Source organism: Eggerthella sp. 1_3_56FAA, assembly GCF_000185625.1.
Classification (GTDB): domain Bacteria; phylum Actinomycetota; class Coriobacteriia; order Coriobacteriales; family Eggerthellaceae; genus Eggerthella; species Eggerthella lenta.
This window is the reverse complement of sequence record NZ_GL622579.1, coordinates 429,733-456,636: the sequence shown is the minus strand read 5'-3', so window position 1 is coordinate 456,636 and position 26,904 is coordinate 429,733. Positions and strand designations below refer to the sequence as shown.

Sequence of the window (26,904 nt, the reverse complement as noted above, 5' to 3'; positions counted from 1 at the left end):
GCGGGGCGCGCGGCTGCGACGCGGCGGCGCATGCGGCCGCGCTGGAGGAGGGCGGGCGCACGGTGGCGTTTCTGGGCGGCGGGTGCGACCGGCTGTACCCCGCCGAGCACGAGGGGCTGTTCCAGCGCATCGTCGACGGGGGCGGGGCGGTGGTTTCCGAGCACGTGTGGGACGAGGATCCCAAGCCGTACCGTTTCCGCCTGCGCAACCGCCTCATCGCCGGGCTCGCCCGCGCCACGCTCATCGTGGAGGCGGGACTGCCGTCGGGAACCTTCTCCACGGCCGACGAGGCGCTGGCGGCGAACCGCGACGTGCTCGTGGTGCCCGGCGCCATCACCGCTGCCTCGTCGCGTGGCGCGAACCGCCTCATCTACCAGGGCGCGACGCCCGTCATCGATGACGAGACGTTCGAGGATGCGCTGTTCTCGCTGTTCGGATGCCTGAAGCAGGAGACCGTCCCTTCCGTCGAGCGCACCGGTGCGCCGCGTGCGGACGAGCCGTCGAACCCGGTGGCGGACGCGCTGCGCGCCGAGCCGCTGAGCATGGAGCAGCTCTACGCGATCGCCGCCTCATCGTGCGGCGGGGAGGATGCGCGATCCTGGCTCATGGAGCGCCTCGTCGAAGCCGAGCTCGCCGGCGCCGTCGCCCGCCACCCCGACGGCCGCTGGGGCCCGGCGGTGAGATGAGAGAGGAGGAGCGCGATGACGACGTTATCCATGTTCTACGGCATCGTGATCATTATGTATAATGAGGCGGACGGCAGGCACCATACGCCTCATATCCATGCTCGGTTCGCGGAATTCGAATGCTCTATCGATTTCGAAGGCAGGGTTTTCGACGGCCGTTTCCCTCCTCGAAAGCTCGCGTTGCTCCGAGCATGGATCGTGCTTCATCAAGAGGAGCTGGAGGCCGATTGGAAGCTCATGAGCGAGGGGCTTGCCGCATTTCGGATCGATCCTTTGCGATAGGCGGTGGTAGCATGTGGTATCCGGTGCTCGATGAAGAGCGCGGGATGGTGATGAACAAAAGCCAACCCGATCTGGTTGAGGTCGTTGCCGAAGGAGGCTGCCTTCTGCTGCTGGAGTTTGAAACGGGCGAGCTTCGCCGGCTCGACGTCTCGTCGTTCCTCAAACGCGGAGGCGCGTATGAACGGCTGCGGGACGACGAGTATTTGAAGCTCGTTCGGATCATCGACGGCGGGATGGCGCTTGGATGGCCGGACGGCCAGGAAGTGTATCCGGAGGCCCTGTTCGCGATGAGCGAGCGCGTTCGGTAAGAAACGCGCGTAGTTTCGAGGGTTTCCGGATGCGCTGGAGCCTGTGTTTTGCTATCCTAGTCGGCATGTCTCAATCAGTAACCATAGTAGGGGCCGGGCTCGCTGGGAGCGAGGCGGCCTTGCAGCTCGCCGATCGTGGCGTGCGGGTCCGTTTGGTCGAAATGCGCCCGAAGACGCCCACGCTCGTTCATGTCACGGGATGCTGCGCCGAACTCGTGTGCTCGAACTCCCTGAAAAGCGAGAAGCCCGACAGCGCGGCCGGCATGCTGAAGCGCGAGTTGGCCGAGCTGGGATCGCAGCTGTACGCCCAGGCCAAGCTGCATGCCGTGCCCGCAGGCGGTGCGCTGGCCGTCGACCGGACGGCGTTCGCCGAGGCGGTGACCGCGCTCGTGGAGGCGCATCCGCTCATCGATCTCGTGCACGAGGAGGTCGTCGACCTCGTTCAAGCCGCCGAGGGCGCCGATGCGCTCGTGGTGGCCGCAGGGCCGCTCGCGTCCGACGCGCTGGCCGCGTCGCTTTCCCGGCTCGCCGGCGAAGAGCACCTGGCCTTCTACGACGCCGCCGCCCCTATCGTCATGGCCGATTCGCTCGACTACGCGAAGCTGTTCCGCCAGAGCCGCTACGAGGACGCCGCCGCCGATGCGGGCGACTACCTGAACGCGCCGTTCTCGCGCGAGGAGTACGACGCCTTCGTCGACGAGCTCGTGGCCGCCGAGCGCGTGATCCGCCGCGACTTCGAGACGCGCGATCTGTTCCAGGCGTGCCAGCCGATCGAGGAGATCGCCCGCAAGGGACACGACGCGCCTCGCTTCGGCACGCTCAAGCCGGTGGGGCTCACCGACCCGCGCACGGGGCATCGCCCATGGGCCGCGCTGCAGCTGCGTGCCGAGGACGCGCACGGTTCCAGCTACAACCTCGTGGGGTTCCAGACGAACCTCACCTTCCCTGAGCAGCGCCGCGTGTTCCGCCTCATCCCCGGGCTCGAGAACGCCGAGTTCGCGCGCTACGGCGTGATGCACCGCAACACGTTCGTGGACGCGCCGCGCCTGCTGGACGAAAGCCTGCGCCTGCGCTCGCCTGAGGCGGAGCGCCTCGGGGTTCCGGTGCACCTTGCCGGTCAGATCGCGGGCACCGAAGGGTACTGCGAGGCTATCCGCTCGGGGCTCCACGTCGCCTTCGCCGTGGCCGCTGAGCTTCGCGGCGCGCAGGCGCCCGCGCTCCCGCGCGAGACGGCGTTCGGCGCGCTTCTGGCTTACGCCACCGATCCCGCCGTCAAGGACTACCAGCCCATGCACGTGAACTTCGGCATCCTGCCCCCGTTCGAGCAGCGCATCCGCAACAAGCGCGACCGCTACGCCGCCTACGCCGAGCGCGGCGCCGAGGCGCTCGCGGCGTACAAGGCCGAGCTGGCCGCGCGCGGCCTTTCATCCGACGCAGCCGCTCGCCCGGAGGCATCCTCATGACTGCAGACGGTGCCTCGTCGTCCCTGCGCGTCGACCCTCTCGACTGCGATCCGCGCATCGTCGAGCTGATCGACGCGTTTTGCCACGCCATGCGCGTGGAGCGCAACGCCTCGGTGCACACGTTGCGCGCCTACCGCATCGATCTTATGGACTTCGCGCGTTGGGCGTGCCGCGAGCGCATCGACATCCTCGCTGCCACGCATCGCCAGTTGCGCCGTTACCTGGGCGAGCTCGACCGCGCACAGTACTCGCGCACCACGGTGAACCGCCGCCTGTCGGCGCTGCGCAGCTTCTTCCGCTGGCTCAACGTCACCGGCATCGCCGACGAGGACCCCGCGAGCATTCTGCAGGGGCCCAAACAGCCGAAGAGCCTGCCGCACGTCATCCGGGCGTCGGACATGGTGAAGCTGCTGACGGTGTACGGCAAGCGCGACGCGGCCGGGCGCGAGCGCGAACAGTCGTCCGTGGATGCGCGGAACCTCGCTCTGCTGGAATTCCTGTACGCATGCGGCGCCCGCGTGTCCGAGGCGTCCGGTCTGCTTGCGGCCAACGTGGATTTCGGAAGCGGGCAGGTGAAGGTGTTCGGCAAGGGGTCGAAGGAGCGCATCGTGCCGTTGCACGACATGGCCGTGTCGTCCATGCGCGCCTATGCCACGTGGGCCCGCCCGCTGATCCTGCGCGACCGCACCTGCGACTACTTCTTCGTGTCCACGCGCGGCAACCGCATGGGCACCGACGCCATCCGCAAGATGTTCAAGGACGCGCTGCGCCAGGCAGGTCTGGACGAGTCGCTCTCGCCGCACGATATGCGCCATACCTTCGCCACCGACCTGCTGGACGGGGGCGCCGACCTGCGCAGCGTCCAGGAGATGCTGGGACATGCCAGCCTGTCCACCACGCAGATCTACACCCATCTTTCCCCCGGCCGCCTCAAGCAGGTGCACGCTCGCACCCACCCCCGAGGATAGAGCACCGTGTCGAACCACCCGTCCCTTTGACACGCTTTCCGTCCCCTTGTGCGCGCTTTTCCGGTTCCCGGCCGGTTGCGGAGCTGTGACCGCTTCCTGACGGTCGCCGCGCGCCGCGCAGCCTTCCCGCCTGTTCCTCCACAATCGGGTGCATTCGTCGTACATGCTCGCGATGTGCGCGTTGCGCACCGACCATAAGGAGGTTTCCATGAGCAAGAAGAAGATGCGGGCGTTCGCCGGCGCGATGGCCGTCGTGCTCGCTTTCGTACCGTTTTTGAGCGGCTGCGCGGCCAACGACGCCGAGGACAACCCGCAGGCCCAGCAAGAGCTGAACGCCGACGAGCAATCGCGCAACGAGGCCGAGGGCTCCATCGGCGAGACCGTGCAATACGGTCAGGTCATGGCTATGAACGGTTCTACGGCCACGGTTGTGGTAGGCACCCTCGCCAATGCGAACGACGGCAGCGGCTCGCAGGCTTTCAACGCGGGTCAGGACGAGATAACCTTCGACGAGGGAGACGTTTCCATCGTCGATGAATCGGGCGCCGAACTCGAGGGCCGCACCCTTTCCGCCGACGACGTCATCGTCATGCGCGGCACGGGATCGGGCACCGATTTCAAGCCCACGACCATCGAGATCCTTGACGTTGCAGGCGCGGGAACGAATGCCGACGATGCTCGCGTTCCCCAGGGCGTCAAGTAGCGCGTCGATGCCGCGCCGCAGGCCGATATCGCGCTATGGAGAACGTCGGCCCGCCCTTGCCCCCGTCGAGTTCGAGCCTATAATGTTCAGATGCCCGCGCGCGGCCTCCGCGTCGCGGGCGTTCGGATACAAGGCGCATCGAAGGAGCATGACATGCAGCTGCTGAAGGTTTCGACCGACAAACTTCTGCTCGTCGCCGGCATCGTGTGGCTCATTGCCGGCGCGAACATCGTGAACATCGGTCTTTCGGCTTTCCTGGACGAGACCGGGTGGCTGTTCTGGGTCTTGATAGGGGGGACCCTCCTCATATTCGTGCTGTTCCATATCTTCGTGTTCACCAAGATGGTTGGCAAGCATGCGAGCAGGATCAGGGGCTACGAGGAAGACAAAACCCACCTGTTCAAGTTCTTCGATAAAAAGGGCTACATCATGATGGCCATCATGATGGGCGGCGGTATCGCCTTGCGCGCATCGGGCGTCGTGCCCGAGTGGTTCATCGCGTTCTTCTATACGGGGTTGGGCGCTGCGTTGGCGGTTGCGGGCGTCAGCTTCATACTGCGTTACTTCAAAAGCTCGAAGCCTGCGTGTCCGGCGATGCCCGGCACGTACACCAAACATCATAAGGAATAGCTTCGGGGCGGCAACGAAACGGTTACGCCTCGCCGACGGAAGCGCTTCGCTGCGTACCATGGGGAGGTATCGAAGTCGAGGGAGCCGTCTTATGCGGACGGTGTGAGGAGGGCGAATGGCACGGATATTCGTCGTGGAAGACGACGCGTCGTTGCGCGAGGAGCTTATGCGCCTGCTCGAACTGCAGGGTCATACCGCGCTGACCGGCACCGCCTTCGACCGCATCGTGGACGATGTTTTGGCGGCTGCGCCCGACTGCGTGATCCTCGACCTCAAGCTTCCCGGCACGGGCGGCCATACGGTCTGCCGCGATCTCAGGCGCTCGAGTCAAGTGCCCGTCATCATGCTCACGTCGTCCGACAGCGAGTTCGACGAGGTTCTGAGCATGAACCTCGGCGCCGATGACTACGTCACGAAGCCTTACAACCCAGCCGTGCTTCTTGCGCGCATCCAATCGGTTCTGCGCCGTACGCAGCGTACCGAGCCGCCGACGCGTATCGAGCATCGAGGCGTGGTGCTGGACGTGGCGCGCGGGCGGGTGGAGCACGGCGGACGTTCCGTCGACCTGACGCGCAACGAGCTGAAGATCCTCCACATGCTCATGGCGAATCACGACACCATCATCTCGCGCCAGGAGCTGATGGTGGAGCTGTGGCAGTCCGATGCGTTCATCGACGACAACACGCTGACCGTCAACATCAACCGTTTGCGCAAGAGCCTGGCGAGTATCGGCGTGCCCGACGACTTCCTCGTCACGCGCCGCGGGCAGGGATACGTGGTGTGATGCGCGCGCCCCGACGACTCCGGGGGTGCCGTGCGCGATGAGCCCGGCAGCCTTTCTCAGGGATCGTGCCCTTTCCGTCGCCGTCGCCATCGTGTGCGCGATCGCGATCGGCTCCGTGGTCGCCGTGCTCGGTGCCGGTCCGGACGCCTCGGTGCTGGCGGCATGCATCGTGCTGGCATGCGCGGCCTTCGCCCTGACGGTGGACTACGCGCGTCGTCGCGCGTTTTACCGCGATCTCGAACAGGTGGTGGGAGACCTCGACCGCACCTATTACGCAACGGCGCTCATAGAACCTCCCGACTTCCTGGAAGGACGCCTGGCTTACGAGGCCCTGCAGGCGACGGGGAAGGCCGCCGCCGACGACGTGGCCGCGCACAAGCAGCAAGCCGAAGCCTACCGCGATTACATAGAGCTGTGGATCCACGAGATCAAGACGCCTATCGCCGCGGCGGCGCTCATGGCCTCAGGCTTGCACGGTCCCCAGGCCGCACGGATCAAGGGCGAGCTCGACCGTATCGAGGGCTACGTGGAGCAGGCGTTGTACTATGCGCGCTCCACCTCGCTCGTCCAGGACTATGCCATCCGCGAGACGAGCCTCGCCGAGGCCGTGCGGGAGGCGCTGCGGAAGCATGCGCGCTTCCTCATCGAGCGCGGCGTGGCGCCGACGGTGGACGTGGACGAAGACGTTCGCGTGTTCGCCGACGTGAAGTGGCTCGCTTTCGTCATCGGCCAGCTCGTGGCGAATGCGGGGAAATACGGCGCGAGCACGCTGCGCTTCTCGGTGCGGGAGGAGGGAGCAGGGACCAGCGACGCGCGCACGGTGCTCGAGGTGGCCGACGACGGCTGGGGCGTGCCGGCCGGCGACGTGCCTCGCGTGTTCGAGCGCGCCTTCACCGGCGAGAACGGCAGGCGTGCGGGCTCGTCCACGGGCATGGGGCTGTACCTCGTGGCCGAGCTGTGCGCGAAGATGGGTCTCGCCGTGGCGCTGGCCTCGGAAGAGGGGAAGGGCACGCGCGTGCTGCTGGCGTTCCCGCACGACCGCCGCAAGCTCGACCTGCTGTCGTGAAGGGCATGCGCTTCCTCTGTCTTTCGTGCGGCGATAGCGGGAACCGCCGCAGCTGGCACCGCGCGGGATCCTTCGACTCCGGCCTGCGGCCTCCGATCAGGATGACGGCCTGCGGGTTCCGGCCGCGCTGCCTTGCATTTTCGTAAGGTACGCGTCACGCGATTCGATGGCGCCCGGGCGCGCCGCGCCGTAGCATGGTCGAAGACCTGCAAGCGAGGAAGGATACGATCATGACCGAAGTCTACGCGACTCCGCAAACCCAGACGGCGGCGCGCCCCGGAGGCGCGGCTCCGTCTCTCGGCGCCCGTCCCATCCTGTCGGTGCGCCAGATCGAGAAGGTGTACGGCAACCGCGATTCCGTCACCCGGGCCATCAACGACATCAGCTTCGACGTGGCCCCCGGCGAGTTCGTGGGCATCATGGGGCCGTCGGGCTCCGGCAAGACGACGCTGCTGAACTGCGTCGCCACCATCGACACCGTGACGAGCGGGCACATCCTCGTCGACGGGCGCGACATCACGGGCCTGCGCTCCCGCGCGTTGGCGAAGTTCCGTCGCGACGACCTGGGCTTCATCTTCCAGGATTCCAACCTGCTGGACACGCTCACCGGCTTCGAGAACATCGCGCTGGCGCTGACGGTGAAGGGCGAGTCCACCGCCTCCATCAAGCCTCGCGTGCAGGCTATCGCCCGCACGTTGGGCGTGGACGAGGTGCTTGGCAAGTACCCCTACCAGATGTCCGGAGGCCAGAAGCAGCGCATCGCCGCGGCGCGGGCCATGGTCGCCGATCCGAAGCTCGTGCTGGCCGACGAGCCCACGGGCGCGCTCGATTCGCGCAGCGCCACGGTGATGCTGGAGACCCTGTCCATGATGAACGCCGATCTGCATGCCACCATCATGATGGTCACGCACGACTCGTTCGCGGCCTCGTTCGCCAGCCGCATCCTGTTCATCAAGGACGGCGCGGTGTTCAACGAGATCCGCCGCGGCGCCACGAGCCGCGGCGACTTCTTCAACCGCATCATGGAAGTGGTGACGTTCCTGGGCGGTGACGTGCGCGATGCTGGCTAAACTCGCTTTCCGCAACGTTCGGCGCTCGGTACGCGACTACGCTATCTACTTCGTCACGCTCGTGTTCGGCGTGGCGGTGTTCTACGCGTTCAACTCGGTGACCGGCCAGTCCATCCTGTTCGACCTTGAGGATACCGCCACGGCCAGCGTGTTCGAGATGACCGGTCAGATGTTGGGGATGTTCAGCGTGGTCATCGCCTGCGTGCTGGGCTTTCTCGTGCTGTACGCGAACGGGTTCCTCATCCGCCGACGCAAGCAGGAGTTCGGCACCTACCTCATGCTGGGCATGAACCCGTCCAGCGTGTCGGTCATCGTGCTTCTGGAGACGGTGGCGGTGGGCCTCGTTTCGCTGGGCGTGGGCCTGGCCTTGGGCTTCGCGTTGTCGCAAGGGCTGTCGTTCGTCACGGCGGGGCTGTTCAACATCCAGATGGAACAGTACCGATTCGTGTTCTCGACCAACGCCTTCCTGCTGACGCTGGGCTGCTTCGTGCTCATCTTCGCCGTGACGGGGCTGTTCAACACGCTGTCCATCCGGCGCTACAAGCTCATCGACCTCTTGTCGGCCCGCTCGAAGAACGCGCGCTTCCGCGTGCGCAACCCCTGGATCAGCCTCGTCGGCTTCCTCGCGGCCGTCGCCGTGATCGCGTGGTCGTACGTTACGCTTGTCGACAACGGCCTCATGCAGTTCGACGAAGGGTTCTGGCGGGCCACGGCGCTCATGGTGGCGGGCACGTTTTTATTCTTCTGGTCGCTCGCGGGCTTCGCGCTTGCGGCGATCGAGCGCACGCGCGGCATCTACTTCAAGGGCCTTGCCATGTTCACGACGCGCCAGATCGCCAGCAAGGTGAACACGGCGTTCGTGTCGCTGTCGGTGGTATGCATCATGCTGTTCTTCTCGCTCACGGTGTTCTCCACGGGCATGGGCCTGGCGCGCGCGTTCAGCGGCAACGTCGAGGAGGGCACGCTGTACGACGCCACGCTCACGGCGAACGTGTACCTCAACGCGGGCGGCATCCACGACGAAGAGGCGCTCGCGAGCATGAGCGAGGAGGATCGGGAGTATCAGCGAGTCGCCGACGAGAAGGCCGCCGCCATCGCCGCGGACGCCGAGGCGTACGATTGGGATATCGCCGCGAAGCTGGCGGACGCTTCGCCGACGTGGGACGCGCTGGTGGATCGCTCGGTGCAGGTCGACGTGTACGTGGACGCCGATGAGAGCTATGGCGCGATCATGGATCGCTACGGCAAGGACACGGGCAACGATAAGCAGAACGAGGCGATGCACAGGCAGGGCATCTCGCTGGTCGGGGTCTCGCAGTTCAATGCGCTTGCCGAGCTGACGGGTCGGCCCACGGTGGACGTGGGCGAGGACGGCTACGCCGTGAACAACACGCTCGACGGCATGCAGGGCCTTGCCGAGGCGCTCGCAGGCAAAGGCGAGACCATCCAAGCGGCCGGTCGTACGCTGACGTCGACGGGCGAGCTGCGGCGCCAGCCGTTGGAGGACGCCGCGTTCGCTTCGAGCGGCGCCGAGGCGATCGTCCCCGACTCGGTGATCGCCGACCTGCGCGCCCAGGGCGTTGTGCCCGAGCAGTCCGTGCTCAACCTCATGTACAAGACGAGCCGAACCGAAGGCGACAAGCTGCTCGCGCAGATGCTGGGCGAGGCTTCTCCTCCCAGCGCCGAGGTGGCGGCTTCGGGGTGGAAGTTCGGCCCGAAGCCCTGGCCGGTGACGCTCTCGTTCACAGCCGAGGAGGTGGTCGTCCAGTCGAGCGGCATGAATATGATGATCTCGTACCTGGCACTGTACATCGGCTTCGTGTTCCTCATCGCCACGGCTGCCATTCTGGCCATCCAGCAGCTGTCCGAGACCAGCGACTCGTTGGCGCGCTACCGGGTGCTCGCCGAGATCGGCTGCGACCGCCGTATGATCTTCCGGTCGCTGCGCGCGCAGGTGCTCGTGTACTTCCTCGTTCCGCTCGCTTTGGCCGTGTGCCATACCGTATGCGCCGTCGGCGTCATCAGCGATGCGGTGCTCGCGCAGCTGGGCGTTTCGGTTCTCGAGCCCGCGCTGATGACCGGCGTGCTGACAGGCATCGTGTACGGGGCGTATCTCCTGGTCACGCACTTCGCCAGCCGCAGCATCATCCGCGCTTCGCTTGGCAAGAAGCTGTTGGGCTAGGAAGAGGAGCCGGTTGGCGGCCCCGTCGGCTTGCGTCGGGGCCGCCTCCGCATGCTCGTTGTCGCCCGAAAGCCGCGTTTTCAGCGTGAAAACAGCGGCTTTCGGGCGACAACGTGTTTCGGGGGGGGGTGCCGCGCCTCGAACGATGCGCGGTTAGAACGAGAAGAGGTCGCGGACCTGCACGTCGAGGGCGTCGGCGATACGGCCGAGGTCGTCGAGACCCACGCTCACGCGTCCCGACTCGATGCGCCAGATGTGCGATTTGCTGCTGCCGATCATGAGGGCGAGCTTCTGCTGAGACAGGCTCTGCGCCTCCCTTCGCTCGCGAATCGCGCTCCCTAAAAGCACTCTTTTCCTATCAGCATCCATTCGTTCAGATTATTCGGTATAATCCTCAACACGGCTTCATATATGAAGCCGTGTTGAGGATGTGGGAGGAAGTTTGACGGTGCGTAAGCGACCCTGGGCGGTCGAGCCGGGCTTCCTCCTGCGCGAACCGGAGAATCGATGATGAAGATGTTCAAGAAGAAGACGAGGGTTCTGAACGCCGAGCTTCCGCGCCCGCTGCAGCGCAACGCGATGAGCACGCTGTACGCGAACTTGGGGTTCATGAGCTTCGACAAGCCGATGCGCACGATCGTGGTGACGAGCTCGGTGCCGAACGAGGGCAAAACGACGGTGGCCGTTGAGCTGGCTCGCGTGATGGCCGTGGCGGGGAAGCGCACGCTGCTCGTGGAATGCGACCTGCGGCGGCGCTCGCTGGCGGACAGGTTGGGGGTGCGCGCTCCCGTCGGGCTCTGCGCCGTCGTGATGGGGGATGAGGAACCGGGGCGGGCTATCGTGGCCACTCGTCAGCCGCGCATGCATTTCCTCGATGCCGAAGCAGGCGTGACCAGCCCCGTCGACATTCTCGATTCCCAACGATTCAGGCGCTTGCTCGGATGCCTGGCCGCTCGTTACGACCACGTGGTCATCGACACTCCGCCGGTGGGCGCGTTCGTGGACGCCGCCGTCGTCGCCCAGGTATCCGATGCGACGCTGCTTGTGGTGCGCGAAGGCTTCGTCGAGCGCGCAAGCGTCCAGAAGGCAGCCGAACAGTTGCGCGCGGCGGGCGCTAATCTCGTGGGGACGGTAATGAACTGCTGCGATACCGCAACGTCGGCCTACTATGCCGCCTACGGGGACAAAGCGGAGTAGGGTCTCGGCATGCGGGTCGAAGGCGCCTCTACTTTCCCAGCAGATGGCGGATGGCGGCCAAAGGATGCTTTTTCAGCATGCGCGGGCCGGCGTAGCGCATGACGGCGCGGATGCGTTCGCGTTCCTCGGGCTTGTAACAGTGGTGCTCGCATTCGTCGCACGAGGTCTTCACGTCCATCTTGCGGCAGCGCTCGGTGCGCAGCACGGCATAGGCGTCGATGCTCGCGCAGCCGGGGCACACGGCCTCGCCGCAGTGGGCGGTTTCCGTTCGCGCGGCCGCGTCGTGATTGTCGGCGCAGTACAACGCCACCATTTGGGATATGGTGCGCTTTTCGCGGTCGCGGCGCCGAGCGATCTTGGGGCTGTCCTGTTGGGTCATGTGACTCCTCCTGGTCTCGATCGCGAGGATACCAGAATCCAACCGAACGCGCACGCGCGTTTTTCCCTTGAGTCGGGGAATGCGGATCGACCTCGAACCATGCCGAATCGAACAGTTTGTGCTCAGAATTTGAACGAATCAGACGAACGGATGTTTTTGCCTATTCCGCGGTCGGACTGCGCTAAAATGAGCGATTGCACGGAAATGATAGTTCTCCGGTAGCCATATTCGACTCCGGCGCCGCGCCGGGCTGCGAACGATAGAAAGAGCGATAAGCCACATGGGACAGAACGCCATCGTCATCAAGGGTGCCCGCGAGCACAACCTCAAGGACATCGACCTCTCCATCCCGCGCGACGAGCTGGTGGTCATCACGGGCCTGTCGGGCAGCGGCAAGTCGTCGCTGGCGTTCGACACGATGTACGCCGAGGGCCAGCGCCGCTACGTGGAGAGCCTGTCCAGCTACGCGCGCATGTTCCTGGGCCAGATGTCGAAGCCCGACCTCGACAGCATCGACGGCCTGTCGCCGGCGGTGTCCATCGACCAGAAGACCACGTCGAAGAACCCGCGCTCGACGGTGGGCACCACCACCGAGATCTACGACTACCTGCGCCTCCTGTTCGCGCGCGTGGGCGTGCCGCACTGCCCCGAGTGCGGCCGCGTCATCAAGAAGCAGACCACCGACCAGGTGACCGACGAGATCCTCGCCCTCGCGCCCGATGCGAAGGCCATCATCATGGCTCCCGTGGTGGCGGGCCGCAAGGGCGAGTTCACGAAGCTGTTCGCCGACCTGCAGAAGGAGGGCTTCAGCCGCGTGCGCATCGATGGCGAGATCGTGAAGCTGGACGGCGAGCCGCGCACGCTCAACAAGAAGATCAAGCACTTCATCGACGTGGTGGTGGACCGCGTGCAGCTTAAAGCGAGCGCGACGAGCCGCATCGCCGAGGCGGTGGAGCTGGCCACGAAGTTGGCCGACGGGCGCGTGCTCGTGCAGGTGCTGGGCGACGACGGCAAGCCGCTCGGCGAGGGCGGCGGGCGCTCGTCCGGCGCGACGGGCGGCCTGGGCGCGGGGGAGCACATCTTCTCGCTCGCGCTGGCATGCCCCGAGCACGGACACTCCATGGACGAGCTGCAGCCGCGCGACTTCTCGTTCAACGCACCCTATGGCGCCTGCCCCGACTGCCTCGGCATCGGCAGCCGCGAGGAGGTGGACGCGTCGCTGGTGGCGCCCGACCCGTCGCTGTCGCTGAACGAGGGCGCCATCGCGCCGTTCAAGACCGGCAACTACTACCCGCAGGTGCTGCGCGCCGTGGCCGCGCACCTCGGCACCGACGCCGACACCCCGTGGGAGGATATGCCTAAGAAGGCGCAGGACGGGCTTCTGCACGGCCTGGGCAAGGACAAGGTGCGCGTCGACTACGTCACGGTGGACGGTCGCGAGACGTACTGGTACATCGAGTGGGAGGGAGCGCTGGCCGCAGTGCAGCGCCGCTACCAGGAGGCTCAGTCCGACGCTCAGCGCGAGAAGCTGGCCAGCTACTTCGCCATCGTTCCGTGCCCGACCTGCGGCGGCAAGCGCCTGAAGCCCGAGATCCTCGCCGTCACGGTGAACGAACGCTCCATCCACGACATCACCGAGATGAGCGCGGCGGACTCGCTCGAATTCTTCGACGGCCTCGCGTTCCACGGGTCGGAGGAGCATATCGCCGGGCCCATCGTGAAGGAGATCAAGGCGCGCCTCAAGTTCCTCGTGGACGTGGGTCTGGACTACCTCACGCTGGAGCGCGCCACGGCGACGCTCTCCGGCGGCGAGGCGCAGCGCATCCGCCTGGCCACGCAGATCGGCGCGGGCCTCATGGGCGTGCTCTACATCCTGGACGAGCCTTCCATCGGCCTGCACCAGCGCGACAACGAGCGGCTCATCGCCACGCTCGAGCGCCTGCGCGACTTAGGGAACACCGTCATCGTGGTGGAGCACGACGAGGACACCATCCGCAGCGCCGACTTCGTGGTGGACATGGGCCCGGGCGCGGGCGAGCACGGCGGCGAGATCGTGGCCATCGGCACGCCGGACGAGATCATGAAGGCGGACGGCTCGCTCACGGCCGACTACCTGTCGGGCCGGCGCCGCATCGAGGTGCCCGAGAAGCGCCGCAAGCCGCGCCGCGGGTCTCTCAAGCTGACGGGCGCCACCGAGAACAACCTGCACAACGTCACGCTCGAGGTTCCCTTCGGCACGCTCACCGTGGTCACGGGCGTGTCCGGCTCGGGCAAGAGCTCGCTGGTCACCGATACGCTGGCGCCGGCGCTGGCGAACCGCGTGAACCACGCGCACCGCCGCACGGGCGCCTACAAGAAGATCACCGGGCTGGACAAGATCGACAAGGTGATCAACATCGACCAGAGCCCCATCGGGCGCACGCCGCGCTCGAACCCGGCCACCTACATAGGCCTGTGGGACGACATCCGCGCGCTGTTCGCCTCCACGCAGGAGTCGAAGGCCCGCGGCTACTCGCCGGGTCGCTTCTCGTTCAACGTGAACGGCGGGCGCTGCGAGGCGTGCAAAGGCGACGGCCAGATCAAGATCGAGATGCACTTCCTGCCCGACATCTACGTGCCGTGCGAGGTGTGCGGCGGCGACCGCTACAACCGCGAGACGCTGCAGGTGACCTACCGCGGCAAGAACATCGCCGAGGTGCTGGACATGACCGTGGAGGACGCGCTGGCGTTCTTCGAGAACATCCCCGGCATCAAGCGCAAGCTGCAGACGCTGTTCGACGTGGGCCTGGGCTACATCCGCCTGGGCCAGCCGGCCACGACGCTGTCCGGCGGCGAGGCGCAGCGCGTGAAGCTTGCCAGCGAGCTGCAGCGCCGCCAGACCGGCAAGACGTTCTACATCCTGGACGAGCCCACCACCGGCCTGCACTTCGAGGACGTGCGCCAGCTGCTCATCGTGCTGCAGCGCCTGGTGGACGCGGGCAACACCGTGCTGGTCATCGAGCACAACCTCGACGTCATCAAGTGCGCCGACCGCATCATCGACCTCGGCCCCGAGGGCGGCGAGCGCGGCGGCACCGTGGTGGCCCAGGGCACGCCCGAGGAGGTCGCCCAGGTGGAGGGCAGCTACACCGGCGCCTTCGTGAAGAAGATGCTGGAGGACGGCCGGCTGTAGGGAGCGCAGGCCGAGGGATCTTTTCGACCGCTTGCTGGTGTTTTGCGGCGATCTCTCGAAACCCCCTTTACCGCGTCGGCGGGACGTGCGACAATGCCCGCTTTGCAGACGGCGGAGAGAGCATGCGGGAAGAGGGTTCGATTCAAGTGGCGGAAACGGCGGCGGGGAACCGTCATGTTGTGCGCGGCATCGTATGCGCGCTTGCGGGCGGCATCTGCTGGGGCTTCTCGGGCACGTGCGCCCAGCTGCTCATGAACGACTACGGCGCTCCCGCCACGTGGATCACCTGCGTGCGCATGGTTATCGCCGCCGTGTTCTTCCTGTTCCTTACCGCGGTGCGCAACTGGCGCGATCTCGTAGCGGTGTTCCGAGACTGGCGCTCGCTCGCGCAGATCGCGGCGTTCGCCATATTCGGCGTGCTGTTGACCCAGCTCAGCTACTTGAACGCCATCTCTTACACGAGTGCCGGCGTGGGCACTACCATCGAGCAGGTGGGGCTCGTGCTCATCATGCTGTACGTGTGCGTTCGCGCCAAGCGCCTGCCGCGTGCTCGCGAGGCGGCAGGCCTCGTGTTCGCGCTGGGCGGCATGCTGATCATCGCCACGCAAGGCGAGATCGACCAGCTCGCCATCCCTGCCGAGGGATTGGCCTGGGGCCTCGTGTCGGCCGTGGCTTTGACGTTCTACACCCTCATGCCCGTGCGCGTGCTGAAGAAGTGGGGCTCCATGCTGGTGACGGGCCTTGCCATGCTGTTCGGCGGATCGGCCGCCTCGGTGGTGGTGCAGCCGTGGACCATGCCGGTGAACCTGCCGCTCGGCGGCATCGCGGCGCTGGTTGCCATCGTGATCGTGGGCACCTTGGGAGCCTACATGCTGTATCTGCAGGGCGTGAACGACGCAGGCCCCGTCAAGGCGAGCCTTCTGTGCTGCGTCGAGCCCGTTTCGGCCATGATCCTCGCGCTCGCGTGGCTCCATACGCCGGTGAGCGGCTGGGACCTCGCAGGATGCGCGCTCATCGTGATCATGATCTTCCTCGTCACCGAGCGAGAGCCGAAAACGGAGCAGGCCGCCGAGGGCGAGGGCGCGCTCGCCGACGCCTACGACGACCCGCCGCTGTTCGCAGGCCGCGCTTCGGTGCTGGGCTACTACACCAGCCGTCCGGCCACGCGCGATGATTTCGAGCGTGCCACGGCGCTGCTCGACGTCGGGCATCAGACGTTCGCGGAGCTCGGCATAGACGAGGGTCGGAGCAAGAAGTACCCATCGGCGCGTCGTCTCATGCACAGCATCAAGAACGGCACGACGCACGTCATCGAGGATGCCCACGGCCGCATGATCGCGATGTTCGCCGTGTCCTTCTCGCCTGACAAGAACTACGAGCGCCCCATCGACGGCGCTTGGCTCACCGACACGTCGGCCGAACCGCAGCCCTATGCGGAGCTGCATTGGGTGGCCGTCGACTATCCGGCTCGCCGCCGCGGCGTCGGCATGTTCATCCTCGACAAGGCCGACCAGATCGCCCGTGCGGGCGGCCGGTCCAGCATTCGCGCCGACGTCTACGAGCTGAACGGGCCCATGCAGAACCTGCTTGAGAAGCACGGGTACGAACGCTGCGGAACCATCACGATCAAAGACGTGTTCGGGCGTGTGAAACATCGCGTGGGCTACGAGAGAATGTTGCGTTGACGGAGGGGGTATTCACCCCTTGACATGGTGTTTTGCTCGCCTGTCCAAAACTGGGGCAAAACTCTTGCAAAACATCTTTACCGCGCTGCCCATACATGCGACAATGCGCTGATGCAACGTGGCGCCGGCCGAGAGGCTTGCTGCCGCGCGAGGCGCAGGATCGATGAGAGGAGGAAACGTGGGTCAGACGGTCGCATCGGGCTCCGGGCAGGGCGGCGGTACCGTCGCATCGGGCAACCACGTGGTCCGCGGCATCGTCTTCGCGGCTCTCGGCGGCATCTGCTGGGGCTTCTCGGGCACGTGCGCCCAGCTCATGACCAGCGGTTTCGGCGTTCCCGTTTCCTGGATCACCTGCGTGCGCCTGCTGCTGGCCGCGGTCATCTTCCTCGTGGTGTGCGGCGTGCGGGAGCCGCGCAACCTGCTGGCCGCTCTGCGCGACGTGCGCTCGCTCGGGCGCATCGCGGCGTTCGCCTTGCTGGGCGTGCTTCTGACCCAGGTGAGCTACCTGTCGGCCATCTCCTACACGAACGCGGGCACCGGCACCGTGCTGGAGCGCCTCGGCCTCATCGTCATCATGGTGTACGTGTGCCTGCGCATGCGGCGCCTGCCGCGCATCCGCGAGGCCGCCGGCCTCGTGCTCGCCATCGGCGGCACCGTTCTCATCGCCACGAAGGGCAACCTCGGTTCGTTGGCCATTCCTGCGGAAGGCCTGTTCTGGGGCATCATCTCGGCGTTCGCGTTGGCGTTCTACACGCTGCTTCCCGGCAAGGTGCTGGAGAAGTGGGGCAGCTTCATCGTGACGGGCCTCGCCATGCTCATCGGCGGCGCGGTGGCCACCGTCGCCGTGCAGCCCTGGACCATCCCCGTCGAGGTTTCGCCCGAGCTTGCCGGGGTCATGTTCGCCATGATCATCGTGGGCACGTTCGCCGCCTACCTGTTCTACCTCCAGGGCATCACCGACGCCGGCCCTGTGCGCGCGGGTCTCGTCGGCTGCGTCGAGCCGGTGTCGGCCACGGTCATCTCGGCGGTGTGGCTGGGCACGCCGGTGGGCGTCGTCGACGTCGTCGGTTGCGCCATGATCATCGGCATGGTGTTCCTCGTCACCGAGCGCGAAGAGGGCTCCGGCGGCGCGGCCTCGTACGACGGGGCGGCATACGACCTTCCGCCGTTCCAAGGGCGCGCCACCGAGCTGGGCTACTACAAGGCGCGCCGTGCCACGCGCGACGACTTCGAACGCGCGAAGGCGTTGCTGGAGGGCGGTCATCGCGCCATGGCCTCGCTCGGCATAAGGGAAGGTCTCAAGAAGTACCCGTCCGCGCGCCGTCTCATGCGTTCCATCGACGCGGGGAAGACCTATGTCGTGGTTGCGTCCTCGAGCGATTCGAGGGCGGATGGCTCCTCGGCCGACGAAGGCCGCATCATCGGCATGTTCGCGCTCAATCCTCAAGGCGATCCCGCCTATGCGCACATGACGGGTGCGAAGTGGGCCACGGAGCCCTCCTCGCCCGACAACCCCGCCTACTCGGCGCTGCATTGGGTGACCGTGGCGTCCGATGCGCGAAGACGCGGCGTGGGCGGTTACATCCTGGGAACCGCCGAGCGCATCGCCAAGGGCGACGGGAAGGTCAGCATCTGCTGCGACATCTACGAGGACAACGTCCCCATGCGCGAGCTGCTGCTGTCGTACGGCTATCAGTTCTGCGGCAACGTGGAGATCCGCTCCCGCTTCGGCCGCGTCAAACACCGAGCCGTGTTCGAACGCGTCTTGTAGCCTTTCGGCTTCGCCGCTCCAACCCAACCTCTGTTTAGCGAACGTATCCAAAGAAGAAAGAGAACCTCCTGTGCAATTTCGCAGAACCTGCGCATGCGACATCGATCGCATCATGAGCATCCTCGCCGACGGCCGCGCCTCGCTCGCAGCGCTCGGCATCGACCAATGGCAGGGCGGCTACCCGCATCGCGCCGTCATCGAGGACGATACGGCTCGCGGCGACTCCTACGTGGTGGAGGCCGACGACCGCATCGTTGCCACCGCTATGATCGGCTTCTCGGGCGAGCGCGACTACGATCGCATCGAAGAGGGCTCGTGGCTCACTTCCTGCACGTCCGAGCGTCCGTGCTACGGCGTGGTGCACCGAGTGGCCGTGGCTTCCGACGGGAAGAATCGCGGCGCCGCGACGTTTCTGCTGGCTCGCGCCGAAGAGCTGGCGCGCGCGAACGGAAGCGCCAGCGTCCGCATCGACACGCACCCCGGCAACGCGCCTATGAGGAAGCTGCTGGCGAAAGCCGGCTATGAGCAGTGCGGCATCATCTACATCGCCCATGCCGAAGGGGGGACGCCCGAGCGCATCGCTTACGAGCGGTTCGTGTAGCCAGGCGAGCTTCTTCCGAGATTCTGGCGACCGGAAAGGGGCGTCGTTGTCGGGAACGCGCCGTTCGGGCGCGGTGCCGTTCAGCTTCCTGTCGAAATTCTGTCGCTCGCGCGCTTCGGCGGACGCCCGCTCGCCACAGGGTATAATACGGAGCACTATGTCGGTCAAATCGCGCGAGAAAATAGCATTGGCGGTGTTCGCCGCCCTCATCGTGCTGAGCCTTCTGGGCTTAGGATGGTACCTGGTCGCCGGGCATTCCTGGAATGTTGCCGCGTCGAACATCGACGACACGTTCGGCAGTATGGACGGCTATACCGCCATCGTGTACGAGGGTACCGCCGTGCCGCAGACGGCAGCCGAGAAGGCGGCGGAAGCGGCGAAGGAGGAAAAGGCCGCGAAGGGGGCTGCTGGTTCGGCTTCTTCGGACGAGAAGGGGTCGCACGAGCTCGATCCTGCCGCCGATGACGACGAAGGGAAGCCATCCGAGCGCGAGGAATCCGGACGGGAAGCGGACGAGCGGGAGCTTCCCGAAAAGGATGCTGCTTCGTCGGCGGTCGAAGCGGAACCGGATGCGAGCGCGGCGGCGGGAGCGCGCTCGAACGGGACGAGCGCGAAGTCCAAGCCGACCGTGACGGTGGCGGAGGCTCAGAAAAGCTACGAGGACAAGAAGGCCACCGTGTTCTCCTTGGACACGACCGATCTCGGGCAGTACGGCGAAGGCATCATCCTCAAGAAGGGCGGTCATCGCTTCGGCGTGTTCAGCGTGACCGCCCCCACCACGGTGCGCGCCATCGAGAAGCAGGTGGCGTACTTCGTCAAGTACAAGGTGGACTTCATCGTGGCCATAACGCCCGACAAAGCCTACGTCGACGACGCCTCCGGCATCGACATCGTGATCTCGACTCAAGACGAGGACCTGTTCGTGATGGGCGAAACCATCGACGGCACCTTCTATGTGGACGCTCCCGAGGCGGGCAAGGTCGGCACCATCCTCATCTCCCCCAGCAACGTTGTGTCGGCGAAGGTCATCGAAGAGCTGTGATCGTCAGCGCATCGAGACGAACCGACATCCCGCGGTTTCATTTCGACTGGCTGCTCGGACGGTTCGAAGAGGGCTTCGCGCTCGTGCGCAACCCGGCGGTGCGCACTCGGGTGAGCCGTGTGATCCTGTCTCCGGACACGGTGGATTGCGTCGCGTTCTGGACGAAGGATCCTTCCGTGCTGCTCGCGCGCAAAACCGAACTGGATCGCGTCTGCCCATCGCCCTATTTCGTGCAGTTCACGCTCAACGCCTACGGTGCCGACGTGGAGGCGGGCCTGCCCCGCAAGGCGCGGCTGCTGGAAACGTTCCGCTCGCTTGCTGACGCTCTGGGGCCCGATCGCGTGGTGTGGCGCTACAGCCCTATCCTGTTGGGAGGCGCCTACGACATCGCGCACCATATGCAGTGGTTCGAGGCGTTCGCGGCGCGGTTGGAAGGCAGCACGCGCACCTGCCGCATCAGCTTCCTCGACATGTACCCGAAGATCGCCGGTCGCATGGCGGCGCTCGGGTTCGTCGGAGTGCCGGAAGAGGCGAAGGCCGCGCTTGCGCTGCGGCTGGCCGAACTGGGCGCCGCGCGCGGCATCGAGGTGGGCGGTTGCGGTGACGGGGCGCTCGACGATGCGGGGCTGGCTCGAGCAGGGTGCATCGATGCCGCTGTCGTGGAGCGCGTTGCAGGCGTACGGGCAAAACGCGCTCCGGGCGGCGCTCGGAGGGGAGCCTGCCGTTGCTCGCCGAGCGTGGACATCGGCACGTACGACACGTGCGCGAACGGCTGCGTGTACTGCTACGCCAATCCGGGGACGTCGGCCGCGCCGTGCGGGGCGGCCGATCCCTGGCGCTTGCGGCGCTACGATCCGGCTTCGCCGATGCTCTGCGACGAGCTGGCTCCCGACGATACAGTGGAGGAATGCGCCTCGGCCAAGCTGCCCGAAGCGCCGCCTCGCCTGTTCTGAGGATAGGTGCGGCGTTAGCGGAGGTCGCTCACGTGCTCGCAGGCGTCGCCGTAGGGCGCGTACCGATAGGATGCCGTGACCTCCAGGCCGTTCGCCGGATCGAGTGCGATGAAGTTGTCGAGCGAGAGCGCATCGGGATCCTCCACGCCCTGGTAGCCCATGAGGCAGATCCAGTGCTCGCCGTAAGGGCCCGCCACGTGGACGACCGTGGGCCGTCCGGCCGCGATCTCGTCGTAGGCCTCGCGCAGCAAAGCCTCGTCGGAGCCGAGCGAGCGGAACGACGAATTGCCGCCGCCCCAGCCGGGCCACGTGCAGCAGCCGCAGCCGTACGCGCCGTGGTCGTTGGCCTGGCCGGTGAGGATCGCGTCGCCGTAGGCGCACGCATAGGCGGGGCAGCAGATGGTGTGGCCGCCCGTCGACTGGTTGCCGATGGCGGCGATGAGGGCGGGGTCGTAGTCGAGGCGCTTGTCGCACTGCTCGGCGGCCTGCTCGGCTGCTCGCTGCGCCGCGAGAGCGCGCACCTGCTCGAGGTCGGCGACGGCTTCTTCGGCGGCAGCGCCCGGCAGCGTGACGGCTGCGGAGAGGACGGCGGGCCGGACGAGGGGGATCGCGGGAGCTTTTTCGACGGCGAACGCAGCTTGCGAGGGTGCGATGCACGCGATGCCGAGGGAGACCGCCGCGCCGAACGCGAGCGCGCGACGGGAGGGGTGCGATACCATTGAGGCATCCTTCCTGCGTCCGCGTCGGGTTCGTTGGCGTGGTATGGTTGCGGGCGCGAAGAGGAAGGGTAACAAAACGGCAACGTCGCAGTTCGCGACCTTATGAATGTCCGGCGAACCGTCACACGAGGTTCAAGAATCCTTCACAGGAACTTGGCGGGCAGGCCGCGTTCCGCGTCGGAGCTCCTCATGCGAAGCATCCGCTCCGATCGGCTGTTCCTCTCCCGTCGCCGGATCCCGGACGAGCCTACGGCAGGAGGGGTACAATGATGCAGAACACGAATCGCGCCGTCGGAACGGCGCGGGAACAGGAGCGTGCTTATGCGAACCATCGACACCGACGTGGTCATCGTGGGGGCGGGCCCCGCCGGTATTTTCTGCGCGCTCTCCCTTTTGGAGCGGGGCTTCACGGGGCGCATCGTCATGGTGGACAAAGGCTTGGCGGTGGAGGATCGCGTATGCCCGAAGCAGGCGGGCGCGCCATGCGCGAACTGCGAACCCTGCCGTATCACGACGGGGTTCTCGGGCGCGGGAGCGTTCTCGGACGGAAAGCTGTCGCTGTCGGCCGACGTAGGCGGCGACCTGCCCGACCTCATCGGGCGTGATGAGGCGCAGGACGCCATCGGGGAAGTGGACGGCGTGTACCTGGGCTTCGGCGCCGACGTGCGCGTGGAGGGCGCAGAACGCAAACCGGAGGTGGACGAGATCCGCCGCCGCGCTATCAAAGCGGGTCTCAAGCTGGTAGATTGCCCGCTGCGCCATCTCGGCACCGAGCGCGCCCGCGATCTGTACGCGCGTATCGAGCGCCACCTGCGCGAGGCGGGCGTGGACCTGCTCTTCCGCACGGAATGCACCCAGGTGCTCATCGAGGGAGAGCGGTGCCGAGGCGTGGCCGTCGCCGGCCCGGACGGCGCGTGCGAGATCCGCGCTCGGCGTACCGTGGTGGCCACGGGCCGGCGCGGCGCCGACTGGCTCGAGCGCATGTGCCGCGAGCATGCGATAGCGCACGCACCCGGTCCTGTGGACATCGGCGTGCGCGTGGAAGTGCGAAACGAGGTTATGGAGACGGTGAACGACGTGCTGTACGAGAGCAAGCTCATCGGTTATCCGCGCCCGTTCAAGAACAAGGTGCGGACGTTCTGCCAGAACCCCGGCGGCTTCGTCAGCCAGGAGAACTACGACGGCGGTCTCGCCGTGGTGAACGGCCATTCCTACAAGGAGCGCAAGTCGCCGAACACGAACCTCGCCATACTGTGCTCGCAGAATTTCTCGCACCCCTTCGACCAGCCCATCGCCTATGCCCAGAAGGTGGGCGAGCTCACGAACATGTTGGGCGACGGACGCATCCTCGTGCAGCGCTTGGGCGATATCTTCGACGGCAAGCGCACGTGGGAGAAGGAGCTCGTGCGCTCGAACGTGGCACCCACGCTGGACGATGCGGTGGCGGGCGACATCACGGCGGCCATGCCGTACCGCGCCATGACCAACATCCTCAATTTCATGCTGGCCGTCGACGAGGTGGTGCCGGGGTTCGCAGCGCAGGAGACGCTTCTGTACTCTCCCGAGCTCAAGTTCTACAGCAACCGCGTCAAGATGGACGAACGCTTCCTGACGAGCGTATGCGACCTTATGTGCCTCGGCGATTCCAGCGGATGGACGCGCGGGCTCATGATGGCCAGCGTCATGGGCTGGCTAGCAGGGCGTGTCGTGGCAGAGGAGCTGTGAGCAGGCAGGACGCATCCCGTACGCCGTTTGCATGACACGGATTCGTGCTTCTATGCGCATAAAATCATGCGTCTGCACGATAGGCGCGCCGCCGGTTCTGGGGCATGATGTGCCTCGTTGAAACCGGCGGCGGCTCACAGGCGAGACGCGTGCCACCGATACGCTGTAGGAGGCGCACATGAAAATCTTAGGCATGGGGGTACCCGAGCTCCTTATCATCCTCGCCGTCATACTGCTCATCTTCGGCCCCAAGAACCTCCCGAAGCTCGGCGCGTCGGTGGGCAAGACCGTGAAGAGCCTGCGCGAAGGCCTCGGCGGCGGTGAGAAGCTGGTGGAAGCCGACGACGAGGAAGAGGCGGTTGAGGAAATCGTGGAGGAAGCTGCTCCCGCTGCCGCCCCCAAGAAGACCGTCAAGGTGGCCAAGAAGGCCGACAAGGTCGACAAGGTCGCATAAACCAACCTATCCTTCCCTTACCGAGGCGCGAACCCTCCCTCCCTCGCGCCCAGCAACCGCCCGCGGCATCCGTGCCGCGGGCGGTTGCGCATTTTGAGGAGGGCGGGCGGCAGGCGCGAAGCGACACGGCATCTCCGTTATGATGGAGCTGTAAGGCCTGACGGAGAAAGGGGAGCACGTGCATCTCGGCTTGCGCGCCGATAAGGAAGGCAGAACGGCGGCCTTGCGGGTGATCGGCGGTTTCGCCTGCAACGAGGGGTTCGTGTTCTCGTTGTTCTACCTTGGAGAGAACCGCGCGTTCGGGGACGGCCCGTTCGCCTTCGAGCGCGCCGACCTATGGGGCACGCTCGCGTGCATGCTGATCGCGTTCGCGCTGCTGCGGATGGCTTCGCCGCGTGCGCGCGATGCGCTGCTGTCTCGGCCGCTCGTGTGGTGCTACGCCGGGCTGCTGGTGCTGGGCTCGCTCATGCCCGCCATCGCCGGAGGGGGCGACCACGGCATCGTGCTGGAGAGCTTGCTCGTCGGCCTGCCGGCGGGTTTCATGTTGGCCGCATGGGGCCGGGCGCTCGGGCGCCGGCCGGTGGGCGATTCGGTGCCGCAGGTGTTCTTGTCCGCGGCCGTCGCGGCAGGCGTCTGCCTGCTCGCGGTCGCGATCGCCGCGCCCCAGGCGGCGTTCGCCCTCAAGCTGCTTCCGCTGGGAAGCGCTTTCGCGCTGCGCGGGCTGCTGCCGACGCGCGCCGCCGCAAGCGAGGGGACGTCCCAGGGAGGCTCCTTGTCCTTCGGCGACCTCTTGGCGACGAAGGAGCAGCGTGACGAGACGGCGCGGCTTTCGAAGAAGATCATCGCCGGTACCGTGTTGTTCGGCCTGGCCGCAGGCTTCATGGAGACGTTCGGCTCCGATCCCGGCATGGCTTCCACGCCCACGGTGCTGGCCAGCTTGCTGCTGCTCGTGCTGTTCTGCATCGCATCGCTGCAGCTTCTGGGCGTGAGCCTCGGCAAGGCAGGGGATCCGGCGGGCAAGACGGGCGGCGCCGTGGACGGGCCGCTCGACGGGGTGTACCGGTTGGCCGTTCTGGTGATGATGGCGGGTTTTCTGTTCGTGCCCGTGTTGGGCTCGTTCGGCGTTCCGGGCGAGGCCATCGTGCTGGCGGGCTATCTGGGGCTCACCTTCGTGCTGGTGTCGCTGTTCCTCGTCATGGCGAAGATCACGGGGCAGGATGCCGCCGTTTCGTTCGCGCGCGGGTTCGCCGCGCTGTACGCGGGCGAGCTGGCGGGCATCGCCTGCGGCAACGGCATCGAGCTTTTGGAGCCGGCCGGGCAGGTGCCCTACGCCGTCGCCGCGTTCGCGGGCCTGGCCGCGTTGTACGCGTACCTCTTCCTGTTCACCGAGCGGGATTTCCGCGCCCTGTCGGTCATCGTGCGCGATGCCGACCGCTTCGACGACGCATGCCGTCTCATCGCCTCGGAGCACGGGTTGTCGAAGCGCGAAGCCGAGATCCTTCCGTTGGCGCTCAAGGGGCGCACGGGGGAGCGCATCGCCGCGGAGTTCTTCATCTCGAAGAGCACGGTGGACACGCACCTGCGGCGCATCTACGTCAAGACGGGAACGCACGGCCGCCAGGAGCTCATCGATTTGGGCGAGCGGACGTCGCAGGATCTGGCACGACGCGGCTGAGGAGGGCGCCGGCGTGATGGGAAAGCGCGTGAAACGTGCAGGGTACCCGATGCCGCGCGCTGATCGGCACATGTGCGAAGAGAGACAGCGTGCGAGGGCCGGGCGCTAGCGGGCGCTCCTGCGGGCGGCCCGCAGCGCGCGGAACTCCTGCGGGGTGGCGCCGAAGCGCTCCTTGAAGGCCTCCGAGAAGCTGCCCTGGCGCGCGAAGCCCAGCCGGGCGGCGATCTCGGCCATGCTGAGGTCGGTGTCGCCCAGGAGCTCGCAGGCGCGCTCCATGCGCAGGGTGCGCGCGTACTCCTGCGGCGTCATGCCCTCGGCCTGCTTGAACAGCCTCGTCAGCTTGCTCGCGCTCATGCAGGCGATGCGGCACAGCTCGCTTGAGGGCACGGCGCGGTCCAGGTGCTCGCGGATGTGGGCCCGCGTCAGGTTGAGCGCGCTGCGGTCGGCCGCGCGGATGGCGCTCGCCGCCCCGCGCGCGTTGGCCAGCGACCAGTCCAGCAGCATCGCCGCGGCCTCGGTGACCTTCGCCTCGTAGTAGGCCGGCGCGGTGATGGACGAGGGCCGCGCCCGCTTCATCTCGTCGAACACCATGTTGAGGCCGGGCACATCCTGCATGCCGTCGAGCGAGGCGATGGCGCGGGAGAGCACGAGCGGGTCGCAGTGGCACGCCAGGCTCAGGCGCTGCAGGCCCTTCGGCAGCATGCAGATGCTCGTCACGTCGAGGCGCTCGTCGGCCTTCGTCACCTGCCCGTAGGGCTGCGACTTCCACGCGTAGCCCAGCAGCGTCCGGTCGGCGGGGTCGTCGGTGATGCCGAAGTAGGGCACCATGTTGCGGCCGTACGACCCGAAGCAGAACAGGTCGGGCGTCTGGCAGGTGAAGCCTACCTCCCGGTTGAACTGCAGGTCGAAGATCGCCACGGACAGGTCGTCGCCCAGCGGGTAGTACCAGTAGGTTCCCTGGCCGTAGCGCTCGTCGATCTCCCAGAGCATGCCCACGCGCCCGCGCTCGGCGGCCTCCACGCGCACGCCGTGCATGGAGGCGATCTGCGTCTCGTAGATGTCGTGGACGGTGAACGGGCCGTTCGACCCCAAGCCGTCCGCCAGCGAGGTGCGTTGCGCCAGGTAGGCCGCCCGCGAGCGCGCCGCGGGGTCGCCCCCGACGCCGATCAGGTTCGACTCGACGAGGGCGCGCGAGCCCGATCCCGCCGCCGCGCACCTCATTTCGGCGTCATCGTCTAGAATTTCGGCTGAATCATCGCGATCGCTCATTGCACGCCGCTCCTTTTCGTTGCATCGCTAGATTATTAGTCATGGCTAACTTCAAGGATATACCAGACTTCGCGCCCTCCGCAACCCTTTGGTCCGCCGAGGGCGCCGCTGCGGGCGCCC

25 protein-coding genes are annotated in these 26,904 nt (G+C 66.5%); 21 read left to right on the top strand and 4 right to left on the bottom strand.

Annotated features, from left to right (window positions below):
- The 11 genes from HMPREF1023_RS01920 to HMPREF1023_RS01870 form a co-directional block, all read left to right on the top strand.
- Nucleotides 1-686: DNA-processing protein DprA (locus HMPREF1023_RS01920; protein ID WP_009304459.1), on the top strand; the 686-nt coding region annotated here is incomplete at its 5' end.
- A 15-nt stretch (nt 687-701) separates the two neighbouring features.
- The gene (locus tag HMPREF1023_RS01915; protein WP_009304457.1) at nt 702-968 is read left to right on the top strand and encodes a DUF4160 domain-containing protein; all 267 of its coding nucleotides are present in this window, start codon (nt 702-704) and stop codon (nt 966-968) included.
- An 11-nt stretch (nt 969-979) separates the two neighbouring features.
- Complete coding sequence (locus HMPREF1023_RS01910; protein ID WP_009609143.1) at nt 980-1,276, top strand: DUF2442 domain-containing protein; 297 nt, start codon at nt 980-982, stop codon at nt 1,274-1,276.
- Between the two features lie 29 nt (nt 1,277-1,305).
- Nucleotides 1,306-2,739, top strand: coding sequence for a methylenetetrahydrofolate--tRNA-(uracil(54)-C(5))-methyltransferase (FADH(2)-oxidizing) TrmFO (trmFO, locus tag HMPREF1023_RS01905; RefSeq protein ID WP_009304454.1), 1,434 nt, complete (start codon nt 1,306-1,308; stop codon nt 2,737-2,739).
- Complete coding sequence (locus tag HMPREF1023_RS01900) at nt 2,736-3,707, top strand: tyrosine recombinase XerC (RefSeq protein WP_009304452.1); 972 nt, start codon at nt 2,736-2,738, stop codon at nt 3,705-3,707. Before trmFO ends, HMPREF1023_RS01900 begins: the two co-directional genes overlap by 4 nt.
- 208 nt (nt 3,708-3,915) lie before the next feature.
- On the top strand, nt 3,916-4,410 hold the full coding sequence (locus HMPREF1023_RS01895) for a hypothetical protein (protein ID WP_009609141.1): 495 nt from the start codon (nt 3,916-3,918) through the stop codon (nt 4,408-4,410).
- 153 nt (nt 4,411-4,563) lie between these two features.
- Nucleotides 4,564-5,040, top strand: coding sequence for a hypothetical protein (locus HMPREF1023_RS01890; RefSeq protein ID WP_009304447.1), 477 nt, complete (start codon nt 4,564-4,566; stop codon nt 5,038-5,040).
- Nucleotides 5,041-5,155: 115 nt separating this feature from the next.
- Complete coding sequence (locus tag HMPREF1023_RS01885) at nt 5,156-5,824, top strand: response regulator transcription factor (protein ID WP_009304445.1); 669 nt, start codon at nt 5,156-5,158, stop codon at nt 5,822-5,824.
- A 37-nt stretch (nt 5,825-5,861) separates the two neighbouring features.
- Entirely contained in the window at nt 5,862-6,890 is a 1,029-nt protein-coding gene (locus HMPREF1023_RS01880) for a HAMP domain-containing sensor histidine kinase (RefSeq protein WP_035578284.1), read from the top strand.
- A 230-nt stretch (nt 6,891-7,120) separates the two neighbouring features.
- Nucleotides 7,121-7,960, top strand: coding sequence for an ABC transporter ATP-binding protein (locus HMPREF1023_RS01875; protein WP_009304441.1), 840 nt, complete (start codon nt 7,121-7,123; stop codon nt 7,958-7,960).
- A complete protein-coding gene (locus HMPREF1023_RS01870; protein ID WP_009304439.1) occupies nt 7,950-10,142 on the top strand; it encodes an FtsX-like permease family protein in 2,193 nt (730 codons plus the stop codon). The genes HMPREF1023_RS01875 and HMPREF1023_RS01870 overlap by 11 nt, the downstream gene beginning before the upstream one ends.
- Nucleotides 10,143-10,295: 153 nt before the next feature.
- Here HMPREF1023_RS01870 and HMPREF1023_RS01865 read toward each other — a convergent pair whose 3' ends face one another.
- Complete coding sequence (locus HMPREF1023_RS01865; protein ID WP_009609120.1) at nt 10,296-10,490, bottom strand: helix-turn-helix domain-containing protein; 195 nt, start codon at nt 10,488-10,490, stop codon at nt 10,296-10,298.
- Between the two features lie 159 nt (nt 10,491-10,649).
- Between HMPREF1023_RS01865 and HMPREF1023_RS01860 the strand changes: the two genes are divergently transcribed.
- Nucleotides 10,650-11,339, top strand: coding sequence for a CpsD/CapB family tyrosine-protein kinase (locus tag HMPREF1023_RS01860; protein WP_009304435.1), 690 nt, complete (start codon nt 10,650-10,652; stop codon nt 11,337-11,339).
- A 28-nt stretch (nt 11,340-11,367) separates the two neighbouring features.
- Here HMPREF1023_RS01860 and HMPREF1023_RS01855 read toward each other — a convergent pair whose 3' ends face one another.
- Nucleotides 11,368-11,718 carry a nitrous oxide-stimulated promoter family protein gene (locus HMPREF1023_RS01855; RefSeq protein ID WP_009304434.1) on the bottom strand — a complete coding sequence of 117 codons (351 nt, stop codon included), beginning with the start codon at nt 11,716-11,718 and terminating at the stop codon, nt 11,368-11,370.
- Nucleotides 11,719-11,998: 280 nt separating this feature from the next.
- Between HMPREF1023_RS01855 and uvrA the strand changes: the two genes are divergently transcribed.
- From uvrA to HMPREF1023_RS01825, 6 genes are all read left to right on the top strand, one after another.
- Nucleotides 11,999-14,890 carry an excinuclease ABC subunit UvrA gene (gene uvrA / locus HMPREF1023_RS01850; RefSeq protein WP_009304433.1) on the top strand — a complete coding sequence of 964 codons (2,892 nt, stop codon included), beginning with the start codon at nt 11,999-12,001 and terminating at the stop codon, nt 14,888-14,890.
- Between the two features lie 122 nt (nt 14,891-15,012).
- The gene (locus HMPREF1023_RS01845; protein ID WP_035578280.1) at nt 15,013-16,575 is read left to right on the top strand and encodes a GNAT family N-acetyltransferase; all 1,563 of its coding nucleotides are present in this window, start codon (nt 15,013-15,015) and stop codon (nt 16,573-16,575) included.
- A gap of 178 nt (nt 16,576-16,753) precedes the next feature.
- Nucleotides 16,754-18,346: a GNAT family N-acetyltransferase gene (locus HMPREF1023_RS01840; protein ID WP_009304431.1), complete on the top strand. Its 1,593-nt coding sequence runs from the start codon at nt 16,754-16,756 to the stop codon at nt 18,344-18,346.
- A gap of 70 nt (nt 18,347-18,416) precedes the next feature.
- Nucleotides 18,417-18,947, top strand: coding sequence for a GNAT family N-acetyltransferase (locus tag HMPREF1023_RS01835; protein ID WP_009304430.1), 531 nt, complete (start codon nt 18,417-18,419; stop codon nt 18,945-18,947).
- 157 nt (nt 18,948-19,104) lie between these two features.
- The gene (locus tag HMPREF1023_RS01830) at nt 19,105-19,989 is read left to right on the top strand and encodes an alcohol dehydrogenase (protein ID WP_009304429.1); all 885 of its coding nucleotides are present in this window, start codon (nt 19,105-19,107) and stop codon (nt 19,987-19,989) included.
- Entirely contained in the window at nt 19,986-20,942 is a 957-nt protein-coding gene (locus HMPREF1023_RS01825; RefSeq protein ID WP_009304428.1) for a DUF1848 domain-containing protein, read from the top strand. Before HMPREF1023_RS01830 ends, HMPREF1023_RS01825 begins: the two co-directional genes overlap by 4 nt.
- 14 nt (nt 20,943-20,956) lie before the next feature.
- Here the strand turns inward: HMPREF1023_RS01825 and HMPREF1023_RS01820 are convergent, their stop codons facing one another.
- Nucleotides 20,957-21,661 (bottom strand): hypothetical protein, encoded by a 705-nt coding sequence (locus tag HMPREF1023_RS01820; RefSeq protein ID WP_009304427.1) that lies wholly within the window; start codon nt 21,659-21,661, stop codon nt 20,957-20,959.
- A gap of 321 nt (nt 21,662-21,982) precedes the next feature.
- Here HMPREF1023_RS01820 and HMPREF1023_RS01815 point away from each other — a divergent pair, with 321 nt between their 5' ends.
- The 3 genes from HMPREF1023_RS01815 to HMPREF1023_RS01805 all read left to right on the top strand — a co-directional run bounded on the left by HMPREF1023_RS01815 (nt 21,983) and on the right by HMPREF1023_RS01805 (nt 25,515).
- On the top strand, nt 21,983-23,386 hold the full coding sequence (locus HMPREF1023_RS01815; protein ID WP_009304426.1) for an NAD(P)/FAD-dependent oxidoreductase: 1,404 nt from the start codon (nt 21,983-21,985) through the stop codon (nt 23,384-23,386).
- A 178-nt stretch (nt 23,387-23,564) separates the two neighbouring features.
- Entirely contained in the window at nt 23,565-23,840 is a 276-nt protein-coding gene (locus HMPREF1023_RS01810; RefSeq protein WP_009304425.1) for a twin-arginine translocase TatA/TatE family subunit, read from the top strand.
- Between the two features lie 178 nt (nt 23,841-24,018).
- Nucleotides 24,019-25,515 (top strand): helix-turn-helix transcriptional regulator, encoded by a 1,497-nt coding sequence (locus HMPREF1023_RS01805; RefSeq protein WP_009304424.1) that lies wholly within the window; start codon nt 24,019-24,021, stop codon nt 25,513-25,515.
- Nucleotides 25,516-25,620: 105 nt separating this feature from the next.
- Here HMPREF1023_RS01805 and HMPREF1023_RS01800 read toward each other — a convergent pair whose 3' ends face one another.
- Nucleotides 25,621-26,784, bottom strand: a complete 1,164-nt coding sequence (locus HMPREF1023_RS01800) for an AraC family transcriptional regulator (RefSeq protein WP_009304423.1) — start codon at nt 26,782-26,784, stop codon at nt 25,621-25,623.
- Nucleotides 26,785-26,904 lie beyond the last annotated feature (120 nt).